This is a genomic window from Sedimenticola selenatireducens DSM 17993, assembly GCF_000428045.1.
Taxonomy (GTDB): Bacteria; Pseudomonadota; Gammaproteobacteria; order Chromatiales; family Chromatiaceae; genus Sedimenticola; species Sedimenticola selenatireducens.
On sequence record NZ_KE386617.1, the window covers coordinates 30,225 to 51,524 of the forward strand.

Sequence of the window (21,300 nt, forward strand, 5' to 3'; positions counted from 1 at the left end):
ATCCTGCCCCCGCTACCAAACAAGAAAAGGGTCGCCAAAGTGCGGCCCTTTTTCTTTTTTCGAAAACAGAACGTTCGAACCTACGACATCCAGACAGCAGGTTCGCCAAGCGCTGCAGGCGTGCAGCACGAACGCGAAGCGTGGGTCATTCTGCCTACTACAAAACAGGACAAGGATTGCCCAGGTACGACCCCTTTTGATGATTCCGGTCGCAGTCACAGAGTTACCATCTATTTTCGATGCAGGAATGAAGTCAGTTTGGAAAGTGACGCTGCCATCCCTGCTGGCAGGTCTTGTCTGCCAGGTTGGCTAAAGGCGTAGCCTAACCATCGCCCTCCAGCCGATTGCATGACGAGCGTCTCACGGGTATAATCAGCGCGATTCGGTAGCCGGCATGACGGTTAGCAATGAAAAATCAGTAAATTCATTGCGTTAAGAAGGACCCCGTCTGGGGTTTTTTTATTGGTGTCGCCGGCCAAAGGTCGGCTACCTGTGTACTTGGGCCAATGGCCCTTTTTTTGTTTCTGGTTTTTATTGGCGAATATGGCGGGCGCATCTGAAAACTTGATCGAGATTGTCCGGGGGGCGGTTGAGCCTCTTGGGTATGAACTGGTGGGCGTAGAGTATCTGAGTCAGGGAAGGGGCGGGTCGCTACTGCGTATCTATATTGATCATGAAGAGGGGATTGGCGTGGATGATTGTGCCACGGTCAGTCACCAGGTCAGTGGGGTGCTGGATGTTGAAGATCCGATCAAGGAAAACTACAGCCTTGAGGTTTCGTCACCAGGACTGGATAGACCGCTGTTTTTTGAAAAGGATTATGTGCGATTTGCCGGTCAGAAGATCAGTGTCCGGTTGCGTACGAAGCTGCATGACAGGCGACGGTTTGAAGGCGTCCTGAAGGGCGTTCTGGATGGTATGGTCCTGGTGGTTGTGGACGGCGAAGAGACTGCCCTGCCGCTGGATATGATTGATAGAGCGCGATTAGTGCCTGAATTTTGATTGGGTTGAGACAGATGAATAAAGAGATTCTACTGGTCGTTGATGTCGTGTCCAATGAAAAGGACATCGAGAAAGAGATTATTTTCGAGGCGATCGAGTATGCGCTCGCTTCTGCCACGCGAAAAAAACACGGAGGCGATATCGGGGTACGTGTTCAGGTGGATCGCGTGACCGGTGATTACTCCAGTTTCCGTCGCTGGGAAGTTATTGAAGAGGTAGAGGCCGGTGAAGAGCTGAATCCAGAGAAAGAGATTCTGCTTGAAGATGCGCGTAAAACTAATCCGGATATTCAGGTGGGCGATTTCATTGAAGAACCCATGGATTCTATTGCCTTTGGCCGAATTGCAGCGCAAACCGCCAAACAGGTAATCGTACAGAAAGTGCGTGAAGCGGAACGGGCCAAGGTGGTCGAGGCGTACCAGGAGCGCATCGGTGAGCTGGTGACCGGCATCGTGAAACGGGTGGATCGGGGCAATGTGACCCTGGACCTTGGTGGTAATGCCGAGGCAATCGTGCTGCGCGACCAGATGATTCCTCGCGAGCCGGTACGCTCCGGCGATCGGGTCAGGGGCTATCTCTATGAGGTGCGCTCGGAACAACGTGGTCCCCAACTGTTCGTCAGCCGGAGCTGTCCGGAGTTGTTGATTGAACTGTTCAAGCTGGAGGTGCCGGAGGTCGGTGAGGGACTGATCGAGATCAAAGGTGCCGCGCGTGATCCAGGTCTGCGGGCTAAAATTGCGGTCAAGACCAATGACCAGCGCATCGATCCGGTTGGTGCCTGTGTCGGTATGCGCGGTTCCCGCGTACAGGCGATTTCCAATGAGCTTAATGGTGAGCGGGTGGATATTATTCTTTGGAATGATAATCCTGCCCAGTTTGTGATCAACGCCATGTCTCCGGCCGATGTCGCCTCCATTGTGGTGGATGAGGATTCCGGCAGCATGACCGTTGCGGTCAGCGAGGACAATCTCTCCCAGGCCATCGGTCGCGGCGGTCAGAACGTGCGGCTCGCTAGTGAACTGACTGGTTGGGAACTGAATGTCATGAACGAAACCGACGCCGAGGCCCAGAGCGAGGCCGAGGTGCGCGAGTTTGTCGACAACTTCATGAAGCAACTTGATGTGGATGAAGAGGTGGCGATGATTCTGGTGCAGGAAGGCTTTACCACGCTGGACGAGGTGGCCTATGTACCGATCAGTGAAATGCTGGAAATTGAAGAGTTTGACAAGGAGATCGTCGACGCTTTGCGTGATCGAGCCAAGGAGATCCTGCTGACTCAGGCGATCGCCAAGGAAGAGGCAATGGGTGAGGGTCCGGCGGAAGATTTGCTCGGCATGGACGGGATGGATTCAGACCTGGCCTACGAAATGGCAAGCCGGGGAATCATCACCATGGAAGATCTGGCGGAACAGTCGGTTGATGAATTGATGGTTATTGATGGTATGGACGAGGAGAAGGCGGCGCAGTTGATTATGGCTGCACGTGCCCCCTGGTTCGCGGATGAGCAGCAGAGCTAAGGTTGCCGGAGGTACTTTCCTATGAGTGATGTAACGGTAAGGCAGCTCGCAAAAGATGTTGGTATTGCAGAAGAGCGCCTGCTTACCCAGCTGAAAGATGCCGGGGTTATTAAAAACAGCGCTGATGATCAGGTCAGTGTATCTGAAAAGGCACAGCTGTTAGGGCATCTGCGGGAAAGCCATGGCAAGAAGGATGATGAAGCCTCATCCGGCGGCCCACGGAAAATCACCCTGAAGCGTAAAACGGTCAGCGAGTTGCAACAGCCGGCGGCAGGTGGTCGGGGACCGGGTGGCAGAGGTGCGGTGCGAACCGCGGGCAAGACCGTGAGTGTTGAGGTGCGGCGCAAGCGCACTTACGTGAAACGTGGCTCAGCCAGTGAAGATGAGAAGACCCTGCAGGACGCCGAGGCGGCACGCAAGGCGCTGGATGAACAAGCGACAAAACGACAACAGATTGCTGCCGAAGATCAGGCGCGCCGTGACGCCGAAGATGCGCTGAGACTGGCCGAGCTGGAAAAGGTCAGGGAAGAAGAGAACAAGCGTCTGGCGGAAGAGGCTCGGCTACGGGAAGAGGAAGAGAAACAGCGGCAGGCGGAGCAGGAAGCGGCACGTCTGCTGGAAGAGCAGGAGCGTAAAGAGCGCGAAACGGCTGAAGGCGGTAAAAGCAAGCCCAAAGCGGAAGAGAAAGTCGCCGCACCTGTCGAGGCTGAAGTCATACCGGTTCCAGAGGCGGAAGAGCGTCCAGTCAAGCGAACAGGTCATAAGAAAGAGACTCGCGCGCACGCCGGGCGTGGGCGTAGCGACGATGACGATAGCGATAGCCGGAAAAAGCTCCATGTCTCCGCTGATAAGCGGGGACGTCGGAAAGGCAAGGCCGGACGTGGCAAGGTGAGTTCTTCCCAGGCAGATTCGCAGCACGGCTTCGTCAAGCCAACTGCACCCATGGTGCGGGAAGTGGTGGTGCCGGAGAGTATCACTGCAGCCGAACTGGCCTCGCAGATGTCCATTAAGGCAGCTGCCGTCATCAAGGAGCTGATGAAGATGGGCATGATGGTTACCATCAACCAGCCCCTGGATCACGACACGGCTACCCTGGTAGTTGAAGAGCTGGGCCATGTGCCGGTGACCAAGAAAGACGATAGTATCGAAGCTCAGGTGATGAGCTCGCTGGACGATGTCCAGGGCGAATTGGTGCATCGCGCACCGGTTGTCACCATCATGGGACATGTTGATCATGGCAAAACCTCACTACTGGATTACATCCGTAGCAGCCGCGTGGCGGCTGGTGAGGCAGGTGGTATCACCCAACATATCGGCGCCTACCACGTGGAAACTGATCGCGGCATGATTTCGTTCCTGGATACTCCGGGACACGCGGCATTTTCTGCCATGCGCGCGCGCGGCGCCAAGGTAACGGATATTGTGGTGCTGGTGGTGGCGGCGGATGATGGTGCCAAACCGCAGACAGTTGAGGCCATCCAGCACTCCAAGGCGGCCGGTGTGCCGATGATCATCGCCATCAACAAGATGGATAAACCGGAAGCCAACCCGGACCGGGTCAAGCAGGAACTCACCCAGCATGAGGTGATTCCGGAGGATTGGGGTGGCGATACCCAGTTTATCGAAGTCTCCGCTAAAACGGGTGACGGTGTGGACAGTCTGCTGGATGCGATCCTGCTGCAGGCGGAAGTGCTTGAGCTAACCGCCGTTGAAGACGGACCGGCCCGCGGTATCGTGGTTGAATCCAGTCTGGACAAGGGCCGTGGCCCGGTGGCAACAATTCTGGTTCAGTCCGGCAAACTGCAAAAGGGCGACATGCTGGTGTGCGGACAGGAGTTCGGCCGGGTGCGGGCACTGTTGGATGAAAACCGCCAGCCAATTGAATCGGCCGGCCCCTCGATTCCGGTTGAGGTACTTGGACTCTCGGGCGTGCCGAATGCCGGTGACGAAGTGATTGCGGTAGCCGACGAGCGCAAGGCGCGCGAACTGGCATCGGTTCGTCAGGAAACCAATCGTGATAACCGGCTGGCAGCTCAGAAGGCAGCCAAGCTGGATGAGTTCTTCTCCAAGATGACCGAAGGCGACGTCGGTGTTATTAACCTGATTATCAAGGCCGACGTACAGGGCAGTGTCGAGGCGTTGCGCGAGTCGTTGCTCAAACTGTCGACCGACGAAGTGAAGGTCAAAGTGGTCGCCTCTGCGGTCGGTGGCATTAACGAAACCGATGTCAACCTGGCGGCTACTTCGGACGCCTTCATGATCGGTTTCAATGTGCGTGCCGATGCGGCTGCGCGTCGCGCAGCGGAAGATCGCGGTCTGGATATTCGTTACTACAGTATCATCTATGAAGTGATTGATGATGTGAAAAAGGCGTTGTCCGGTCTGCTTTCTCCAGAAGTCAGGGAAGAGATCGTCGGTCTGGCCGAGGTGCGCGATGTGTTCCGCTCATCCAAGCTCGGTGCCATTGCCGGTTGCATGGTGGTTGAGGGCGTGGTCAAGCGTAACAATCCGATTCGTGTGCTGCGCGAGAACGTGGTGATCTACGAAGGGGTTTTGGAATCGCTGAGAAGGCTCAAGGATGATGTTACCGAGGTGAAGGCAGGTACCGAGTGTGGTATCGGCGTGAAGAACTACAATGATGTCAAACCGGGTGATCAGATCGAAGTCTTTGAACGCACCGAAATTGCCCGTCATCTCTGATTCTGAACGAACAAGCCGATGGCACGCGAATTTAAAAGAACCGACCGGGTGGGTGCGCAGATTCAGCGTGAACTTGCCGAGCTGGTGCGCACCAGCTTCGACAGCCGCAAAATAGGCATGGTCACCATACAGGCGGTAGAGGTGGTGCGGGACTTTTCCCATGCCAAGATCTATTTCACCTTTCTCGGTGGTGAACTCGATCAACGTGGTGTCAGCAAGATGCTGAAGCAGGCGGCACCCCGGTTGCGCCATGAGCTGGGGCAGCGCATGCGCATGCGCACCGTACCGGAACTGCACTTTGTGCACGATGAGTCGATTGAGCGGGGTAGCCGGCTTACGTCGCTGATTGAGCAGGCGGTAAAGTCGGATCATCCGGATCATGATGAGAATGACGACTGATGGGGCGTAGAAGTCAGCGTGGACGCCATGTCCAGGGTATTCTGCTATTTGATAAACCGCTGGGCGAGAGCTCCAACAAGGCGCTGCAGAAGGTCAAGAATATCTATTTTGCCAGCAAGGCGGGCCACACCGGCAGTCTTGACCCACTGGCCACCGGACTGTTGCCGATCTGCTTTGGTGGCGCCACCAAGGTTTCGGCCTTCCTGCTGGATGCCGACAAGCGCTACTGGGTACGCATCAGACTGGGTGAAACCACCTCCACTGGTGATTCCGAAGGGGATCTGCTGGAGCGGTGCTCGACGGAGGCGGTGAACGCCGAACAGATTGCCGCTTCACTGGAAAATTTTCTCGGCGAGATCGACCAGATTCCTCCGATGTATTCGGCCCTGAAGCATCAGGGCGAGCGACTCTACAAGCTGGCGCGAGACGGTGTCGAGGTGGAGCGGGAAGCGCGTCGGGTGACTATTCATGAGATCCGGCTGCTCGGCTGTGATCTGCCGGAATTCGAACTGGAGGTCCACTGCAGTAAGGGGACCTATATCCGCACACTGGCCGAGGATATCGGTAAGTCGCTGGGTTGCGGTGCCCATGTGGTGGGCTTACGACGCACCCAGGTTGGACCGTTTTCGGGTGAAAACATGGTAGATATGGTGACGCTGCAAGCGATCGCCGAACAGGGCAGGGAGGCATTGGATGCGCTGCTCCTGCCGGTGGACAGTGCCATCATGGATTGGCCAGAAGTGCGGTTGAGTTCTGACAGCACCTTTTATCTTTGCCAGGGGCAGCCGGTAATCGTGCCCAAGGCACCCACGAAAGGACGGGTGCGAATCTATGATGACAAAGACCGGTTTATTGGTGTTGGTGAAATACTGGATGATGGGCGGGTGGCGCCAAAGCGGATGATTTAGCGAACGGATATAGTCTGTTAATGCCTGAATAAGGCAACGGCAATTGATTGCCACTCTAAAACCCATCATAATCCCCCGTTTACAGATCCCGCGCGGCTCAGCCAGGCTGTTCGGTGATCATAAACCGCCCGCATCAGCGGGTTAAAGTCCGCCCCTGATCCCACTTGTCGGGCGCGGATTTCTTAATTTGACTACAGTGAGGAAACGAAAATGGCATTTAATGCAGAACAGAAAAAGGCGATTGTTGAAGAATATGCGCAGGGTGCGAACGACACCGGTTCCCCTGAGGTGCAGGTAGCCCTGTTGACCGCTCGCATCAACCAGCTTACCGAGCATTTTGCTGCTCATAAACACGATCACCACTCCCGGCGTGGACTGGTGCGCATGGTGAACTCTCGCCGCAAGCTGCTGGACTATCTGAAGTCCAAAGATGTTGAACGTTATCGCTCACTGATTTCGCGTCTAGGCCTGCGTCGCTAACCCGAACCTGAACCAAAATTGAGGACACTATTGTGACCCCTACCAAGAAAGTATTTCAGTACGGTGAACACACCGTAAGCCTGGAGACCGGCGAAATCGCCCGCCAGGCGGACGGCGCGATCATGATCGACATGGACGGAACCGTGGTGCAGTGCACCGTGGTTGGCGCCAAGAGTGCTATTGAAGGGCGGGACTTTTTCCCGCTGACAGTGGATTATCAGGAGAAGACCTATGCCGCGGGCAAGATCCCGGGTGGTTTTTTCCGGCGTGAGGGTCGTCCGGCGGAGAAGGAGATTCTCACCTGCCGGCTGATCGACCGCCCGGTCCGCCCATTGTTTCCCAAGGGCTTCACCAACGAAGTGCAGATCATCTGCACCGTGATGTCACTGAATCCGAACGTGGATCCGGAAATTCCGTCTCTCATTGGCGTTTCCGCGGCACTCGCCATCTCCGGTCTACCCTTCCAGGGACCGATCGGTGCGGCCCGCGTCGGTTACAAGGATGGCAACTACATTCTTAATGCCGCCAAGACCGGTCTCAATGATGAGAGCGACCTGGACCTGGTCGTTGCCGGTACCGAGCATGCGGTGCTGATGGTTGAGTCCGAGGCGCGAGAACTCTCCGAGGAGGTGATGCTGGGGGCGGTACTGTTCGGTCACGAACAGATGCAGGTTGCCATCAATGCCATCAAGGAACTGGCGGCCGAGGTCGGCAAGCCGATCATGGAGTACAGCGTACCGGTTGACGATGCGGCACTCAGCGAAGCCGTTGCCGCGGCAGCTGGAGAAGCCATCAAACAGGCCTACTCGGTTGCGGACAAGATGGAGCGCTACAACCAGCTGGATGCGGCAACCAGCGCGGCTGTTGCGGCGTTGTGCACCGGTGATGACGCCAAGTGGAGTGAAGGCGAAGTCAAGGATGCGGTCGGCAAGCTGAAGAAGAAGATTGTTCGTGGCCGGATTCTCTCCGGCGAGCCACGTATCGACGGCCGCGACACCAAGACCGTGCGCCCCATCACCGTTCGGACCGGCGTGTTGCCGCGGACCCACGGTTCCGCCCTGTTTACCCGTGGCGAGACACAGGCTATCGTGGTGACCACGCTCGGTACTGAACGTGATTCACAGATCATCGATGCGCTGGATGGCACCTACCGCGAGCCCTTCATGCTGCACTACAACTTCCCCCCCTTCTGTGTGGGTGAGACCGGGCGTGTCGGGTCTCCCAAGCGTCGCGAAATCGGCCACGGCCGTCTGGCGAAGCGTGGTGTGCTCTCCTGTATGCCGACCCTGGAGGAGTTCCCCTACTCAATTCGCGTGGTTTCGGAGATCACCGAGTCCAACGGCTCCAGCTCCATGGCCTCGGTCTGTGGCACCAGCCTGGCACTGATGGACGCCGGCGTGCCGATCAAGGCGCCGGTAGCCGGTGTGGCCATGGGTCTGATCAAGGAGGATGACGCCTTCGCCGTGCTCACCGATATCCTGGGCGACGAGGATCATCTGGGCGACATGGACTTCAAGGTGGCGGGTACCTCCAACGGTATCAATGCGCTGCAGATGGATATCAAGATAGACGGTATCACCAAGCAGATCATGGAGATCGCCCTGGATCAGGCCAAGGATGGACGCATGACCATCCTGGAAGAGATGAACAAGGCGATTGATACTCACCGCATAGAGATGTCTGAGCATGCGCCCCGGATCATTACCATTAAGATAGATCCGGACAAGATCCGTGACGTGATCGGCAAGGGCGGCACCACCATTCGCTCCATCACCGAAGAGACCGGCGCCACGGTCGACGTCAGTGACGACGGTATGGTGAAGATCTTCTCAGTCGACAAGGCTGCCGGGGAGGACGCGAAAAAGCGTATCGAGCTGATCACCGCCGATGTTGAAGTAGGTGCCATCTATGAGGGCAAGGTGGTCCGCCTGATGGACTTCGGCGCCTTTGTCACCATCCTGCCGGGCCGTGACGGTCTGGTGCACATTTCCCAGATCTGCGAAGAGCGGGTCGAGAAGGTAAGTGACAAGCTGGCCGAGGGCGATGTGGTCAAGGTGAAGGTGCTGGAAGTGGACAAGCAGGGTCGCGTCCGCCTCAGCATGAAGGCCGTGGAAGAGGGTGAGTCCTGAGTGGTCTGATCCTTCTCTGAGCAGTATCCAAGGGGGCTTCGGCCCCCTTTTTCGTGGTTGGATTCCCGGCCGAATTCGCGGCGAGGGCGCCGCTCCTACGGGTGGTTTTATCACGGAATTTAAATATCCTTGTAGGAGGCCCGCCTCGGGCCGAATTCGCGGCGAGGGCGCCGCTCCTACCGGTGCGGGTAGTTGCCGGGGAGGAGGGATGCCCGGTAGGAGGCCCGCCCCCGGACCCAATCGCGGCGAGGGCGCCGCTCCTACCGGTGGGGGTAGTCGCCTGGGAGGGGAGATGCCCGGTAGGAGGCCCGCCCCCGGGCCGAATTCGCGGTGAGGGCGCCGTTCCTACCGGTGCGGGTAGTTGCCGGGGAGGAGGGATGCCCTGTAGGAGGCCCGCCCCCGGGCCGAATTCGCGGCGAGGGCGCCGCTCACACTTCCTGGCGACCGTACAGTGAGGCGTAGAGGCCCTGGTTATTGATCAGCTCTTCATGGCTGCCCTGTTCGATGATCTTGCCGTCTTCAAACACCAGCGCGCGGTTGGCCTGTTTTACCGCGCTCAGGCGGTGGGCGATGATCAGCGTGGTGCGACCTTTGAGAAAGCTCTGCAGCGCCTGATGCAGGTGCTGTTCGGTGGTGGTGTCGAGGGCCGAGGTGGCCTCGTCCAGGATCACCAGCTTGGGATCGGTGAGCACCATCCGGGCAATCGCCAGACGCTGGCGCTGGCCGCCGGAGAGGCGGATGCCATCGCGCCCCACCAGTGTGTCCAGTCCATTGTCCAGCTCCCGGATGGTCTCGTCCAACTGGGCGATCTGTAGTGCCTGCCAGAGCTTTTCGTCACTGCAGGGTTTGCCCAGTGTGAGGTTGATGCGAACGCTGTCGTTGAACAGGGCCGGCTGCTGCAGCACGGTGGCGACGTGCCCCCGCACCTTGTCCATGCCGATCTCGGTCACCGGAATGCCGTTGAAATAGATGCTGCCGGATTCCGGCGGATAGAGCCCGAGAATGATCTGCACCAAGGTGGTCTTGCCACCACCACTGGCCCCTACCAGCGCCACTTTCTCGCCTGCCTGGATGGTGAGCGAGAGATTGTCCAGCACCAGCGGGCCGTCGCCATAACGGAAACAGATCTGTTCCAGCCGCAGATCGGTGGTGTTTTCTCCCCGGAAGGGGTCCTTGTTATGAGGGTATTTGGGCTCCAGATCCATTCGGATCAGTTGATTGATGCGCTCCAGCGCCGCCTTGGCGCCGTTGTATGAATACTGGATGGCCAGGATCTCCTGGAGTGGCGCCATCATGAACCAGAGATAGGCATAGACCGCCAGCATCTGGCCGATGCTGAGACCGGAGAACAGCACCATCACCATGCTCAGGGCGCGGAAGAAGTCGAAGCCAAACAGCACGGTGGTGAAAGAGAGGCGCTGGGCCGCGTCACTTTTCCAGGTGAAGGCGGCGGAGTGCTGACGTATCCGGTCCGCCTTGCCGATGATGCGCTGGATATAGTGGGTCTCGCGATTGCTGGCGCGGATCTGCTGGATGGCGTCCAGGGTCTCGGCCAGGCTCTCCTGGAACGCCTGGTAGGCGCTGTTCTCGCGCCGTTTCAATGCCTTGACCTTGTGACCGAAAATAGTGGTGATCCAGATGACGATCGGATTGATCAACAGGATCACGATAGCCAGTTGCCAGTGCATCCACAGCAGTACCACGGCGGTGCCGACGATGCTCAGCACAGCCACCAGGAACTTGCTGGTGGCGACGCCGAGAAAACTGTCCACAGCGTCGATGTCGGTCACCAGGTGGGAGGCAACCGTTCCGCTGCCCAGGGTTTCATACTCGGCCATGGAGACCCGCTCCAGCCGTTTCAGCAGGCTGCGGCGGATGCGGAAGGTGACGTCCTTGGAGATGATGGTGAACTGGCGCATCTGCCACACCCCCAGGAACAGCGAGGCGAGGCGCATCAGCATGGTCAACAGCAGGATGACACCGATATAGAGCAGCGGCGAGTGCCAGGATTCTGGAAACAGTGAATTCATCAGCGGCACGCTGGGCCCCGGTTTGTCCAGCAGCACTTCGTCCACAATCAGCGGTATCAGCAGCGGGATGGGTACCGAGATAAAGGTCCCCAGGATGGCGATAATATTCGCCTTCACCAGTTCGCTGCGGTGTTCAAATACCATGCTGACCACTTCCGACCAGCTGTAGTGCCTGCTGCGAATCTTTGTCTCTGTGTGCCGGCTATCTGTCATTTAACTGCGCATCTGGGGAACGACCGCGGTCATTCAGGGTCAGAATTTTCCATGTGATCATTTGCTCCGACATTATTTCATGATTAACTGGCACACCAAAATCTGAACATAGCCAGAACCCTGTGTTTCGGATCCCTTTGCCTTCATAATGTTCAGAGTCCGGTCTCTGTCCGTTGTTCAAACAAGCATGATTGAAAAGCAAACAAAAAAATGAAACCAATAGCTCCCTCTCTCTCTAGTCTGCTGATCTTCTGCATGCTGCTCTTCTCATCTCCCGGTAACGCCAGTCACAGTCTGGAGGGCAATTATGTGCAGGGCGGGTTGGTGGTCGGTCAAACCGAACCCGGGGTAAAGGTACAACTGGATGATATCGCGGTGCGGGTCTCCGACCAGGGTTACTTTGTCCTCGGATTTGATCGGGACCATGCGCCAGAGAGCCGGCTGCGGCTGACCTATCCGGATGGACACCGTGAAGAGCAGACCCTGAAAATCGCCCGGCGTGAATACAATATCCAACGAATCGACAACCTGCCCAAGCGTAAAGTGACCCCGGAGAAAATGGATCTTGAGCGCATTCGCCGGGAGTCGGCACTGGTGAAGGCCGCCAGGAAACGGGATGACCCCCGCACCGATTATCTGAGCGGCTGGGAATGGCCGGTGAAGGGGCGTATATCAGGCGTCTACGGCAGTCAGCGGATACTCAATGGCCAGCCGCGCCGGCCCCATTTTGGCGTGGATGTGGCGGCACCGGTCGGCACCCTGGTACGCGCACCCGCGGATGGTATTGTCACGCTGGTGCATCCCGACATGTTCTTTTCCGGCGGCACACTGATCCTGGATCATGGTCAGCACCTCTCCTCCTCTTTCCTGCATCTCAGTGAGATCCTGGTCAAGGAAGGGGACCGTATCGGGCAGGGTGAGCCCATTGCCCGGGTGGGAGCCACCGGTCGGGTGACCGGCGCGCACCTGGACTGGAGAATGAACTTCCATCAATATCAGATCGATCCACAGTTGCTGGTGCCGCCGATGGAACAATAACCCACCGGTCTGGTACTACTTTAATGATATAATTTCGCGATTATCGATTCTGTGCAGGATTAACTATGAAAAAGTTGTTGTTGACACTGTTACTAGGTCAATTGTTGGGTGTCTCCGGGGCTCAGGCGGAGGATCTGCTGGAGATTTATCAGCTAGCGCTGCAGAATGACGCCCAGTTGCGAGCGGCTATGGCAAACCGGGATTCCGCCCTTGAAGCACTCCCGCAGGCCAAGGCCCAACTGCTGCCCAGCGTCAGTCTCTCCAGTGATGCCAACCTGGTCCGCACCGACGTAAACAGCTCCTCCTCCTCGAGTGCCTTAACGGACAATCCGAATAATTACGCGACTGCCGGTCTCAGCCTCAACCTCACCCAGTCGATTTACCGAAAGGCGTACAACGTTCAACTCGACCAGGCTGATCGGCAGATTGCCCAGGCCGAGGTGACCTTCGCGGCCGAGGAGCAGAATCTGATCATTCGGGTTGCGCAGGCCTATTTCAATGTGCTCTCGGCCGAGGACAGCCTGGAGTTTGCCCGGGCGGAGAATGCCGCTATCGCCCGTCAGCTCGATCAGGCCAAGCAGCGTTTCGAGGTGGGCCTGATCGCCATCACCGATGTGCATGAGGCACAGGCCGCCTTCGACCAGTCGCGGGCCGACCTGATACAGGCGGAAAACGCCCTGGACAACGCCAGGGAGGCACAGCAGGAGATCATCATGCAGGTGGTCGACGATCTGGCCCCGCTGGCGGCAGAGTTGCCGCTTAATCCGCCGCAGCCGCAAAACCCGGAGCAGTGGGCGGAGACCGCGCAGACCCAGAATCTCTCCCTGCAGGCGGCGAACTACGGGGTTGATATTGCCCGTCTGAACATCGACCTGCAGGACTCCGGTGACTCCCCGACCCTGGACCTGGTCGGTTCGCACTCGCTGGATGTGAGCAACAACGAAAACGGCACCGATCTGCACACCACGGTGATCGGGTTGCAACTGAACCTGCCGCTCTATACCGGTGGCGCGGTCACTTCACGCACCCGCCAGGCCCGCTTCGACTACGAGGCGGCGCAGCAGACCCTGGATCAGCAGCGACGCTCGGTCAACCGCTCTGTGCGGGATGCCTACCGGGGTGTGATGTCCAGTATCAGCCGGGTGGAGGCACTCAAGGCGAGCACCATTTCGGCCCAGAGCGCCCTTGAGGCGACCACGGCCGGTTTCGAGGTGGGTACCCGTACCATGGTGGATGTACTGAATGCGCAGCGCGACCTGTTTAGCGCCCGCAGTAATTACGCCCAGGTGCGCTATGATTTCATTCTCAACGGGTTGCTACTGAAACAGGCCACTGGCAATTTGTCCACCGAGGATCTGAAACAGGTCAACGGCTGGCTGAAGTAGCCCGGTTCCGGCAAGTGGCGCCTGGCGCCCAGTAATTATCGATTACCCAGCAGGCAGCAGATTATGTCTGGAAATAGCTACGGAAAACTTTTTACCGTCACTTCGTTTGGCGAGAGCCATGGACCGGCCATAGGTTGCATCGTTGACGGTTGTCCGCCGGGGCTGGCGTTGAGCGAGGCCGATCTGCAGACCGATCTGGACCGACGCAAACCCGGTACCTCGCGCCATACCACTCAGCGACGGGAGGAGGACCTGGTGCAGATCCTCTCCGGGGTGTTCGAGGGCCAGACCACCGGCACGCCGATTGCCCTGATCATCCACAACACCGATCAGCGCTCCAAGGACTATTCCAAGATCATGGATCGGTTCCGCCCGGGCCATGCCGACTACACCTATACCAAGAAGTACGGCTTGCGTGATTACCGTGGCGGTGGTCGCTCCTCGGCCCGGGAGACCGCCATGCGGGTGGCCGCCGGGGCCATCGCCAAAAAATATCTGCAACAGCATTGCGGGACCACCATTCGTGCTTATCTCTCCCAGCTCGGGCCAATCCGTATCGACAAGCTGGACTGGGATCAGGTGGAGCAGAACCCCTTCTTCTGCCCGGATGCCGACAAGGTGGCCGAACTGGAAAACTACATGGATGCCCTGCGCAAGGAGGGCAACTCGGTGGGGGCGCGCATCAACGTGGTGGCCAGCTGTATTCCGGTCGGGCTGGGCGAGCCGATCTTTGACCGGTTGGATGCGGATATCGCCCATGCGTTGATGAGCATCAACGCGGCCAAAGGGGTGGAGATCGGTGCCGGGTTTGACTGTGTGGCGCAGAAGGGCACCGAACACCGGGACGAGATGACCCCTGAAGGTTTTCTCAGTAACCATGCCGGCGGTATCCTCGGCGGCATCTCCAGCGGTCAGGATATCCTCGCCAGTGTCGCCTTCAAGCCCACTTCCAGCCTGCGTCTGCCGGGGCGTACCGTCAACCTTGCCGGTGAGCCGGTGGAGGTGGTGACCGAGGGGCGTCACGACCCCTGTGTCGGTATCCGCGCCACGCCCATTGTCGAGGCGATGCTGGCGCTGGTGCTGATGGATCATCTGTTGCGGCACCGGGCGCAGAACCTGGACGTGCAGAGCGGCACGCCGGATATACCGGCCTCGGTCTAGAGGGGCTCCATAGCGCGCCCTTGCGGGTGATAGCATGCGCACTGGAAACCGGTCTGATAATTCAGCAGGGTCTGATTACGCATCCGGCTCAACCACAGTCAGGAAAATATTAGCCGCATTCATTCGCGGCTTTATTCACGCTATTCGACCCTGACCGAGCAATGACACCTATGCCGTACTGGCGCCTTTCGAGCTTCTATTTCTTCTACTTCGCCGCCCTGGGTGTGCTGGTACCGTACTGGGGACTCTACCTGAAGAGCCTGGGTTTCAACGCCGTGGCCATCGGGCAGTTGATGGCCATTCCCATGGCCACCAAGTTTATCGCCCCCTTCGTGTGGGGCTGGCTGGGCGATCATTTGGGGCGGCGCATGGCCATTGTGCGCCTCGGCGCCCTGCTTACTACGCTGATCTTTGTCGCCGTGTTCTGGTTGCAAGGGTTCTGGGAGCTGGGCCTGGCCATGGTGCTGTTCAGTTTCTTCTGGAATGCGGTTTTGCCACAGTTCGAGGCGGTGGTGCTCTGTTATCTGGGAAAGGCGGTCTCCCGCTACGCGCAGATTCGGGTCTGGGGTTCGATCGGCTTTATCGTCACCGTGGTGGTGCTCGGCATGGCGGTGGATCTGCGGGGTCCGGCCGCGGTGCTGCCGGTGCTGCTCTCCATTTATGCGCTGTTGTGGGGTGCAAGCCTGCTGATCGCCGATCCGGCAACCAGCCCGCATCCGGTGGATCAGCCGGGCATCCTCTCGGTGTTGCGCAAGCCGGCGGTGCTCGCCTTCCTGACAGCCTGTTTCCTGCTTCAGGCCGGACATGGCGCCTACTACGGCTTCTACTCCATCTACATGGAGACGCTGGGCTACAGCAAGACCCTGATCGGGCAACTCTGGGCGCTGGGGGTGATTGCCGAGGTGGCGGTCTTCCTGGTCATGCATCGTCTGCTGCTGCGCCTGGGGGCGCGCAATGTGCTGATGATCAGCCTGTTGCTGGCGGCGCTGCGCTGGTACCTGATCGGGAATTTCGCCGACTCGCTGGTCCTGCTGTTTTTCGCCCAGACGCTGCACGCTGCTACCTTCGGTACCTTTCATGCGGCGGCGATCCATCTGGTGCATCATTACTTTACCGGTCGCCACCAGGGGCGGGGACAAGCGCTCTACAGCAGCCTCAGTTTCGGCCTGGGCGGTGCCCTGGGGACAATGAGCAGCGGATTCCTTTGGGAGGGTGCCGGACCCACGTTGGTGTTCAACCTGTCGGTGGCGGTGTCCCTGCTGGGACTGTTTATCGTTTGGCGCTGGGTGGTGAATGACCTCGGTCAGTAGCGTCCGGAAACAATGTTCATCCGGCGAAAAAAGTCCGGATCGCCTGCGCTACCGGTGCGGGATTCTCCATGTGCAGATGGTGTCCGCCCGTCAGTTTCACCACTTGCAGGTCGGCAATCAGAGTTTCACGCTGATTCCAGTTGTATTGCGCCGGCACAATCCGTTCAGCATCCCGGATAAACAGGGTAGGGGCCTTGATGCGGGGTAGAAACGCTTGCACCTGTTCCTCGGTGATATAGATGGGTGAGCGGTAGCGCAGTCGGGGATCGGTGCGCCAGTACACCCCTCCGGGATCACTGGCGGTATTTCTCTCCACCAGCAGGCGAGCGGTCGCTTCACCCAGATCCCCGGCCTGCATGCGGGCACGAATGATCGGTTCCAGCGAGGAATAACGCCGCTTCCTTGTTTCGGGTTCTGCCAGTATCTGCCGCGTGGCCTCGGCCAAATGGCTCGCGCAATCCTTTGGATCATCCCCCCAGGGGCCCAAACCCTCGATCAGCACCAGCCGTTCAATCCGCTCGGGAAAGCTGGCCGCGATCAATGAGGCGATACCGGCCCCCATGGAGTGTCCAATGAGTGAAAACCGCTCCCGGCCGGCGGCATTGGCGGCCGCAATTACATCCGCCACAAAATCGACAAAATGGTAGTGCTGTCCCGCTGGTCGATGGTCCGACAGGCCATGCCCAGGCAGATCCAGTGCCAGGATATCCAGGTTTGGCAGCAGGGCCGCCAGCGGTGCAAAGCTGGCGGCATTGTCCAGCCAGCCGTGCAGTGCTATGACCGGTTGTCCACCGTCTTCATGAAAGTGCTTTGCCGCCAGGTTGATCCAGCGGGTGTTCAGGGTCAGCTCTTGTGGCATATTGCTCCCTCGCGGCGCGACATGAGTATCCTGGCCGAGCGGCGGGTTGTCGATTTGACGATGGAGTAACCCTTGAATGCTTAGGCGGTGCCTGGCTCCATGTCGGCTTCCGCCGCTTGCACGGTTGCGGGTTTGGTCCTGGAGAGCCGGTTGTCAATGATGTTCTTCAGGGCAATCATCAGCCCCATGCCCAGAAAGGCGCCGGGGGGCAGGATTGCCAACAGCATACCCTTGAAGTCGGTACCCAGGCTCATGGTCCAATTGGTAGCGATATCACCGAACATCAGGTCAGCCTGGGAAAACAGCGTACCCATGCCAAGCAGTTCGCGCATTGCGCCCAGCGTCACCAGTGCGCAGGTGAATCCCAGTCCCATCGCCAGACCATCCACAATCGCCGGCAGCAGATGACTTTTTGAGGCGAAAGCCTCGGCGCGGCCGATGATCGCGCAGTTGGTGACAATCAATGGAATAAAGATGCCCAGCACCTTGTAGAGATCATGGAACCAGGCGTTCATGCTCAGCTCCACCGCGGTGACAAAGGAGGCGATAACAATAACGAATACCGGCAGACGCACTTCCGGACGCACCAGGTTTCGGATCAGGGATACGGTGGCATTGGACATGACCAGCACGAAGGTGGTGGCAATGCCGAGGCCGAGTCCATTGATCGCCGTGCTGGTGACTGCCAGTAACGGGCACAGACCCAGCAGTGCCACCAAGGCCTGGTTATTACTCCAGAGTCCTTCGCGGATCAGTCGGCCATAGCTTGTGTCACTCATCTTTGGCTGCCTTCTCGGGTTTCAGAAACAGTGATTTGCCGTGTTCTTTAAAATAAACCAGGGTGTTCTTGACGCCACCGACCACGGCGCGTGGGGTAATGGTCGCGCCGGTGAACTGGTCAAATTGACCGCCGTCTTTCTTGACTTTCCAGCCTGTCATGGACGGATTGGATAACGATTTGCCGGCAAAGGAGAATATCCAGTCGGATCGGTTTTCTTCCACTTTGTCCCCCAGTCCGGGAGTCTCCTTGTGTGATACCACCCGGACACCACCCAGCGTCCCGTCAACCTTGACCGCAACCAGCATCTTTATCGGGCCGCTATAGCCGTTGGGGACCATGGAGGAGAAAACCGCCGCTACCGGTTTGCCCTGCTTGCGCCCCAGGTAGACCAGCGTCTGGTCACCGCCCAGTAGATCTTTCTGCGACACCACGCGGGTATCGGTGACGATGTCATTGTCGATCGTATCGGCTGGCACCAGGGCGGTCAGGCTCTGCAGCAGCGCCTCCCGCTCATTGGCGGCGATCTTCTCGGCCGTGAGGTCATTGGTGACCGCCACGAGCGCGGTACCCGCAGTTGCAAACAGGGCCAGCAGTATACCTGCCACTGAAACCGGGTGCTTAATCACGCCTCGCCCCCTGATGGCCAAAGGCCCTTGGTTGCGTGTAGTAGTCGATAGTGGGTGCCGCCATGTTCATCAACAGCACGGCGAAGGCCACCGCATCGGGGTATCCGCCCCAGGTGCGTATGATAAATACCAGCAGACCGATGCTGGCGCCATACACCAGTTGTCCTTTCTTGGTAGTACAGGCGGAAACAGGATCGGTCGCGATAAAGAAGGCGCCGAGCAGGGTACCGCCGGTAAAGATGTGGAACATGCCGAACGGATAGGCTTCCTGGTCGAGGAAGTGAAACAGCATGGCGATGACCAGCAGGCTACCCAGCATGGAGACCGGGATATGCCAGCTGATAACCCGCGTGAAGAGCAGAAACAACCCGCCCAGCAGAAACCAGTTGCCTGCCCACTCCCAGCCGCGACCACCAAAGTCTCCCCATAGTGGCTGGATGAGGATCTCACTCAGCATCTTGCTCTGGTCGAGTTGGGTGAACATGGCGTCCAGCGGCGTGGCCATGGTGAGGGCGTCCCAGGAGAGTCCGGCCGGTAGCGTCCCGGTGAATATCACGCTGGCGCTCTGAATAAAAGTCAGCGGGTTTTCGTTGAGCATTTCCGGTGGCAGCCAGGAGGTCATCTGCACCGGATAGGAGACCAGCAACAGCACGTAGGCGGCCATCGCCGGATTGAATGGGTTGTAACCCAGGCCGCCATAGATCTGTTTGACCATCAGGATGGCGAAGGCCACGCCGATTACCGTCAGCCACCAGGGCAGGAGCGGCGGCACGGCAACGGCAAACAACAGGGCGGTCAGTACGGCACTGAAGTCTCCGATCGCCGGCAGCACCGGGCGGTTTCTCAGGCGCACGGCGAGGGCCTCGCAAACAATGGCAGTGATGCTGGCGAGAATCATATTGATCAGTATGCCCCAGCCGAAATACCAGATCATGGCAATGGCGCCCGGGATCAATGCCAGGATAACCAGCAGCATGGTTTTACTGACACTGTTGGGCCGGTCGCTATGAGGTGATGTTATTGTGGTAAAGCGCATCGGTTATCCATCCTGCTTTTCAGAGGTAACGGCGTCGGTACTACTTTCCGCCCTGCGCTGATCCGCCTGCTCAATGGCCTGTTTCTGGGCCTCGCTCAGGTCCGACTGGTTTTTCGGCTCAATGCCTTGTTCGGCGAGCTTGGCTTTTTTCTCAGCGGCGCGTTTCAGGGCTGCGGCGATTGCGGCCTTTTTGGGATCCTCTTCAGCGCCGGCCTCCGGCTTGTCCGACTTGGGTTTTTTTGCTGCAGGTTTATTCAATGCCTCTTTCTTTTGCCGCAACTTGGCCTGGCGTTCGGCTTCCAGGCGTTCTTTCCGGGCAACCTGCGCCTCGTGACGCTGGCGCGCGCGTTCCGCCGCCCGCTGCTCCTTCTCCTGCGCCCAGCTCTCGGTTTTGGCAAAGCGGAAATACTGCACCAGGGGAATATGGGAGGGGCAGACATGGGAGCAGCAGCCGCACTCGATACAATCGAACAGGTTGTACTCCTGCACCTTCTCCAGATCCTTGGCCCGGGCATACCAGTACATCTGCTGCGGCAGCAGATTGGCGGGGCAGGCAATGGCACAGCGACCGCAGCGAATACAGGCTGATGCCACCCCTGGATCAGGGGCTTCACTGCTGTCGGCGGCCAGCAGGCAGTTAGTCGCCTTGGTGATAGGTACTTCGTCGCTGGCCAGGGTAATGCCCATCATTGGCCCGCCCACGATCAGTTTGGATACCTGGTCGGTATAGCCTCCGGCCTGTTTGATCAGTTCCGATGCCGGAGTGCCGATCAACACTTCCAGGTTTTTCGGTTGCTGAACGCCATTGCCGGTGATGGTAATGTAGCGGGAGATCAGTGGCTTGCCCTCAATCACTGCCTCGGCAACGGCGAAGGCGGTGGTTACATTGTGACAAATCATGCCGATTTTGGCCGGAATGCTGCCTGAAGGGACCTCTTTGCCGGTGAGTACCTTGATAAGCTGCTTTTCGCCACCGCTGGGATACAGCGTGGGGATGGCAATGACCGATACCCAGTCCATACCGGCGTCAGTGACGGCCTGGCGCAGCCGGCGGATCGCTTCCGGTTTGTTGTCTTCGATGCCAAACAGACAGCGCTCGGCGCCGATCAGCCGGCGGATAATGCCGACGCCGTGCAGAATTTTTTCTGCCTGCGTCTGCATCAGCAGATCATCGCAGGTGATGTAGGGCTCGCACTCGGCGCCATTGATGATCAGGGTGTGGATCGGGTTTTCCAGGCCCGGCGTCAGCTTGACGCTGGACGGGAACGCGGCTCCGCCCATGCCGACAATACCCGCGTTGCGAATGCGCTCGCGCAGCAGCGAGGGATCGGCATGCGGATAGTCGGGAATCGGTTCCAGCTGATTTCCCCAGGTCTCTTTGCCGTCGGTCTCGATAACCACGCAGGCAGCGGGCAGTCCGGACGGGTGGGGAATGGGCAGGGTTTCGATGGCCACCACGGTGCCCGAGGAGGGGGCGTGCACCGGTGCGCTCACATACCCCTGCGGTTTTGCCAGCATGTCTCCCTTGAGCACCTGATCACCGACCTTGACCAGCGGCTCCGCGCTCTGACCGATATGCTGATGCAGCGGTATGATCAGTCGTTTGGGCAGTGCTGCCTTTTCCAGGGGGAGCGTCAGCGACTGGCTTTTGTTATCCGGCAGGTGCAACCCTCCGTTGAAACGGTAGAGGGTATGCTTCTGCTGCTTTTGCAAGGAATGCTGCATA

At 58.5% G+C, this 21,300-nt stretch carries 18 protein-coding genes; 12 read left to right on the forward strand and 6 right to left on the reverse strand.

Going from position 1 to position 21,300, the window contains the following annotated elements:
• The 8 genes from A3GO_RS26465 to pnp all read left to right on the forward strand — a co-directional run.
• Nucleotides 1–321, forward strand: a 321-nt coding sequence (locus tag A3GO_RS26465; RefSeq protein ID WP_211245109.1) for a hypothetical protein, incomplete at its 5' end; no start/stop codon positions are given.
• A 222-nt stretch (nucleotides 322–543) separates the two neighbouring features.
• Nucleotides 544–1,002, forward strand: a complete 459-nt coding sequence (gene rimP, locus A3GO_RS0120650; protein WP_029135011.1) for a ribosome maturation factor RimP — start codon at nucleotides 544–546, stop codon at nucleotides 1,000–1,002.
• 14 nt (nucleotides 1,003–1,016) lie between these two features.
• Complete coding sequence (gene nusA / locus A3GO_RS0120655) at nucleotides 1,017–2,519, forward strand: transcription termination factor NusA (protein WP_029135012.1); 1,503 nt, start codon at nucleotides 1,017–1,019, stop codon at nucleotides 2,517–2,519.
• Between the two features lie 21 nt (nucleotides 2,520–2,540).
• Complete coding sequence (gene infB / locus A3GO_RS0120660) at nucleotides 2,541–5,219, forward strand: translation initiation factor IF-2 (RefSeq protein ID WP_029135013.1); 2,679 nt, start codon at nucleotides 2,541–2,543, stop codon at nucleotides 5,217–5,219.
• A gap of 18 nt (nucleotides 5,220–5,237) precedes the next feature.
• A complete protein-coding gene (rbfA, locus tag A3GO_RS0120665) occupies nucleotides 5,238–5,618 on the forward strand; it encodes a 30S ribosome-binding factor RbfA (RefSeq protein WP_029135014.1) in 381 nt (126 codons plus the stop codon).
• A complete protein-coding gene (gene truB, locus A3GO_RS0120670) occupies nucleotides 5,618–6,526 on the forward strand; it encodes a tRNA pseudouridine(55) synthase TruB (RefSeq protein WP_029135015.1) in 909 nt (302 codons plus the stop codon). Before rbfA ends, truB begins: the two co-directional genes overlap by 1 nt.
• A 210-nt stretch (nucleotides 6,527–6,736) precedes the next feature.
• A complete protein-coding gene (gene rpsO, locus A3GO_RS0120675) occupies nucleotides 6,737–7,006 on the forward strand; it encodes a 30S ribosomal protein S15 (RefSeq protein ID WP_029135016.1) in 270 nt (89 codons plus the stop codon).
• Nucleotides 7,007–7,038: 32 nt separating this feature from the next.
• A complete protein-coding gene (pnp, locus tag A3GO_RS0120680) occupies nucleotides 7,039–9,135 on the forward strand; it encodes a polyribonucleotide nucleotidyltransferase (RefSeq protein ID WP_029135017.1) in 2,097 nt (698 codons plus the stop codon).
• 428 nt (nucleotides 9,136–9,563) lie between these two features.
• On the opposite strand, the gene A3GO_RS0120685 is transcribed toward pnp, so the two are convergent.
• The gene (locus A3GO_RS0120685) at nucleotides 9,564–11,309 is read right to left on the reverse strand and encodes an ABC transporter ATP-binding protein (RefSeq protein ID WP_051302795.1); all 1,746 of its coding nucleotides are present in this window, start codon (nucleotides 11,307–11,309) and stop codon (nucleotides 9,564–9,566) included.
• A gap of 279 nt (nucleotides 11,310–11,588) precedes the next feature.
• On the opposite strand from A3GO_RS0120685, the gene A3GO_RS0120690 reads away from it, so the two are divergent.
• The 4 genes from A3GO_RS0120690 (at nucleotide 11,589) to A3GO_RS0120705 (ending at nucleotide 16,272) form a co-directional block, all read left to right on the forward strand.
• A complete protein-coding gene (locus A3GO_RS0120690; RefSeq protein ID WP_029135019.1) occupies nucleotides 11,589–12,416 on the forward strand; it encodes a M23 family metallopeptidase in 828 nt (275 codons plus the stop codon).
• A 65-nt stretch (nucleotides 12,417–12,481) separates the two neighbouring features.
• Nucleotides 12,482–13,801: a TolC family outer membrane protein gene (locus A3GO_RS0120695; RefSeq protein ID WP_029135020.1), complete on the forward strand. Its 1,320-nt coding sequence runs from the start codon at nucleotides 12,482–12,484 to the stop codon at nucleotides 13,799–13,801.
• A 63-nt stretch (nucleotides 13,802–13,864) separates the two neighbouring features.
• The gene (gene aroC, locus A3GO_RS0120700) at nucleotides 13,865–14,962 is read left to right on the forward strand and encodes a chorismate synthase (RefSeq protein ID WP_029135021.1); all 1,098 of its coding nucleotides are present in this window, start codon (nucleotides 13,865–13,867) and stop codon (nucleotides 14,960–14,962) included.
• A 170-nt stretch (nucleotides 14,963–15,132) separates the two neighbouring features.
• The gene (locus A3GO_RS0120705) at nucleotides 15,133–16,272 is read left to right on the forward strand and encodes an MFS transporter (protein ID WP_029135022.1); all 1,140 of its coding nucleotides are present in this window, start codon (nucleotides 15,133–15,135) and stop codon (nucleotides 16,270–16,272) included.
• Nucleotides 16,273–16,288: 16 nt separating this feature from the next.
• On the opposite strand, the gene A3GO_RS0120710 is transcribed toward A3GO_RS0120705, so the two are convergent.
• The 5 genes from A3GO_RS0120710 to rsxC form a co-directional block, all read right to left on the reverse strand.
• Nucleotides 16,289–17,131: an alpha/beta fold hydrolase gene (locus tag A3GO_RS0120710; RefSeq protein ID WP_037376225.1), complete on the reverse strand. Its 843-nt coding sequence runs from the start codon at nucleotides 17,129–17,131 to the stop codon at nucleotides 16,289–16,291.
• 80 nt (nucleotides 17,132–17,211) lie between these two features.
• Nucleotides 17,212–17,910 carry an electron transport complex subunit E gene (locus tag A3GO_RS0120715; protein ID WP_029135024.1) on the reverse strand — a complete coding sequence of 233 codons (699 nt, stop codon included), beginning with the start codon at nucleotides 17,908–17,910 and terminating at the stop codon, nucleotides 17,212–17,214.
• Nucleotides 17,903–18,538 (reverse strand): electron transport complex subunit RsxG, encoded by a 636-nt coding sequence (gene rsxG / locus A3GO_RS0120720; RefSeq protein WP_029135025.1) that lies wholly within the window; start codon nucleotides 18,536–18,538, stop codon nucleotides 17,903–17,905. The genes A3GO_RS0120715 and rsxG overlap by 8 nt, the downstream gene beginning before the upstream one ends.
• Nucleotides 18,531–19,574, reverse strand: a complete 1,044-nt coding sequence (gene rsxD / locus A3GO_RS0120725; protein WP_029135026.1) for an electron transport complex subunit RsxD — start codon at nucleotides 19,572–19,574, stop codon at nucleotides 18,531–18,533. The genes rsxG and rsxD overlap by 8 nt, the downstream gene beginning before the upstream one ends.
• Nucleotides 19,575–19,577: 3 nt before the next feature.
• Nucleotides 19,578–21,299 carry an electron transport complex subunit RsxC gene (rsxC, locus tag A3GO_RS24865; RefSeq protein ID WP_084610303.1) on the reverse strand — a complete coding sequence of 574 codons (1,722 nt, stop codon included), beginning with the start codon at nucleotides 21,297–21,299 and terminating at the stop codon, nucleotides 19,578–19,580.
• Nucleotide 21,300: the final 1 nt, after the last annotated feature.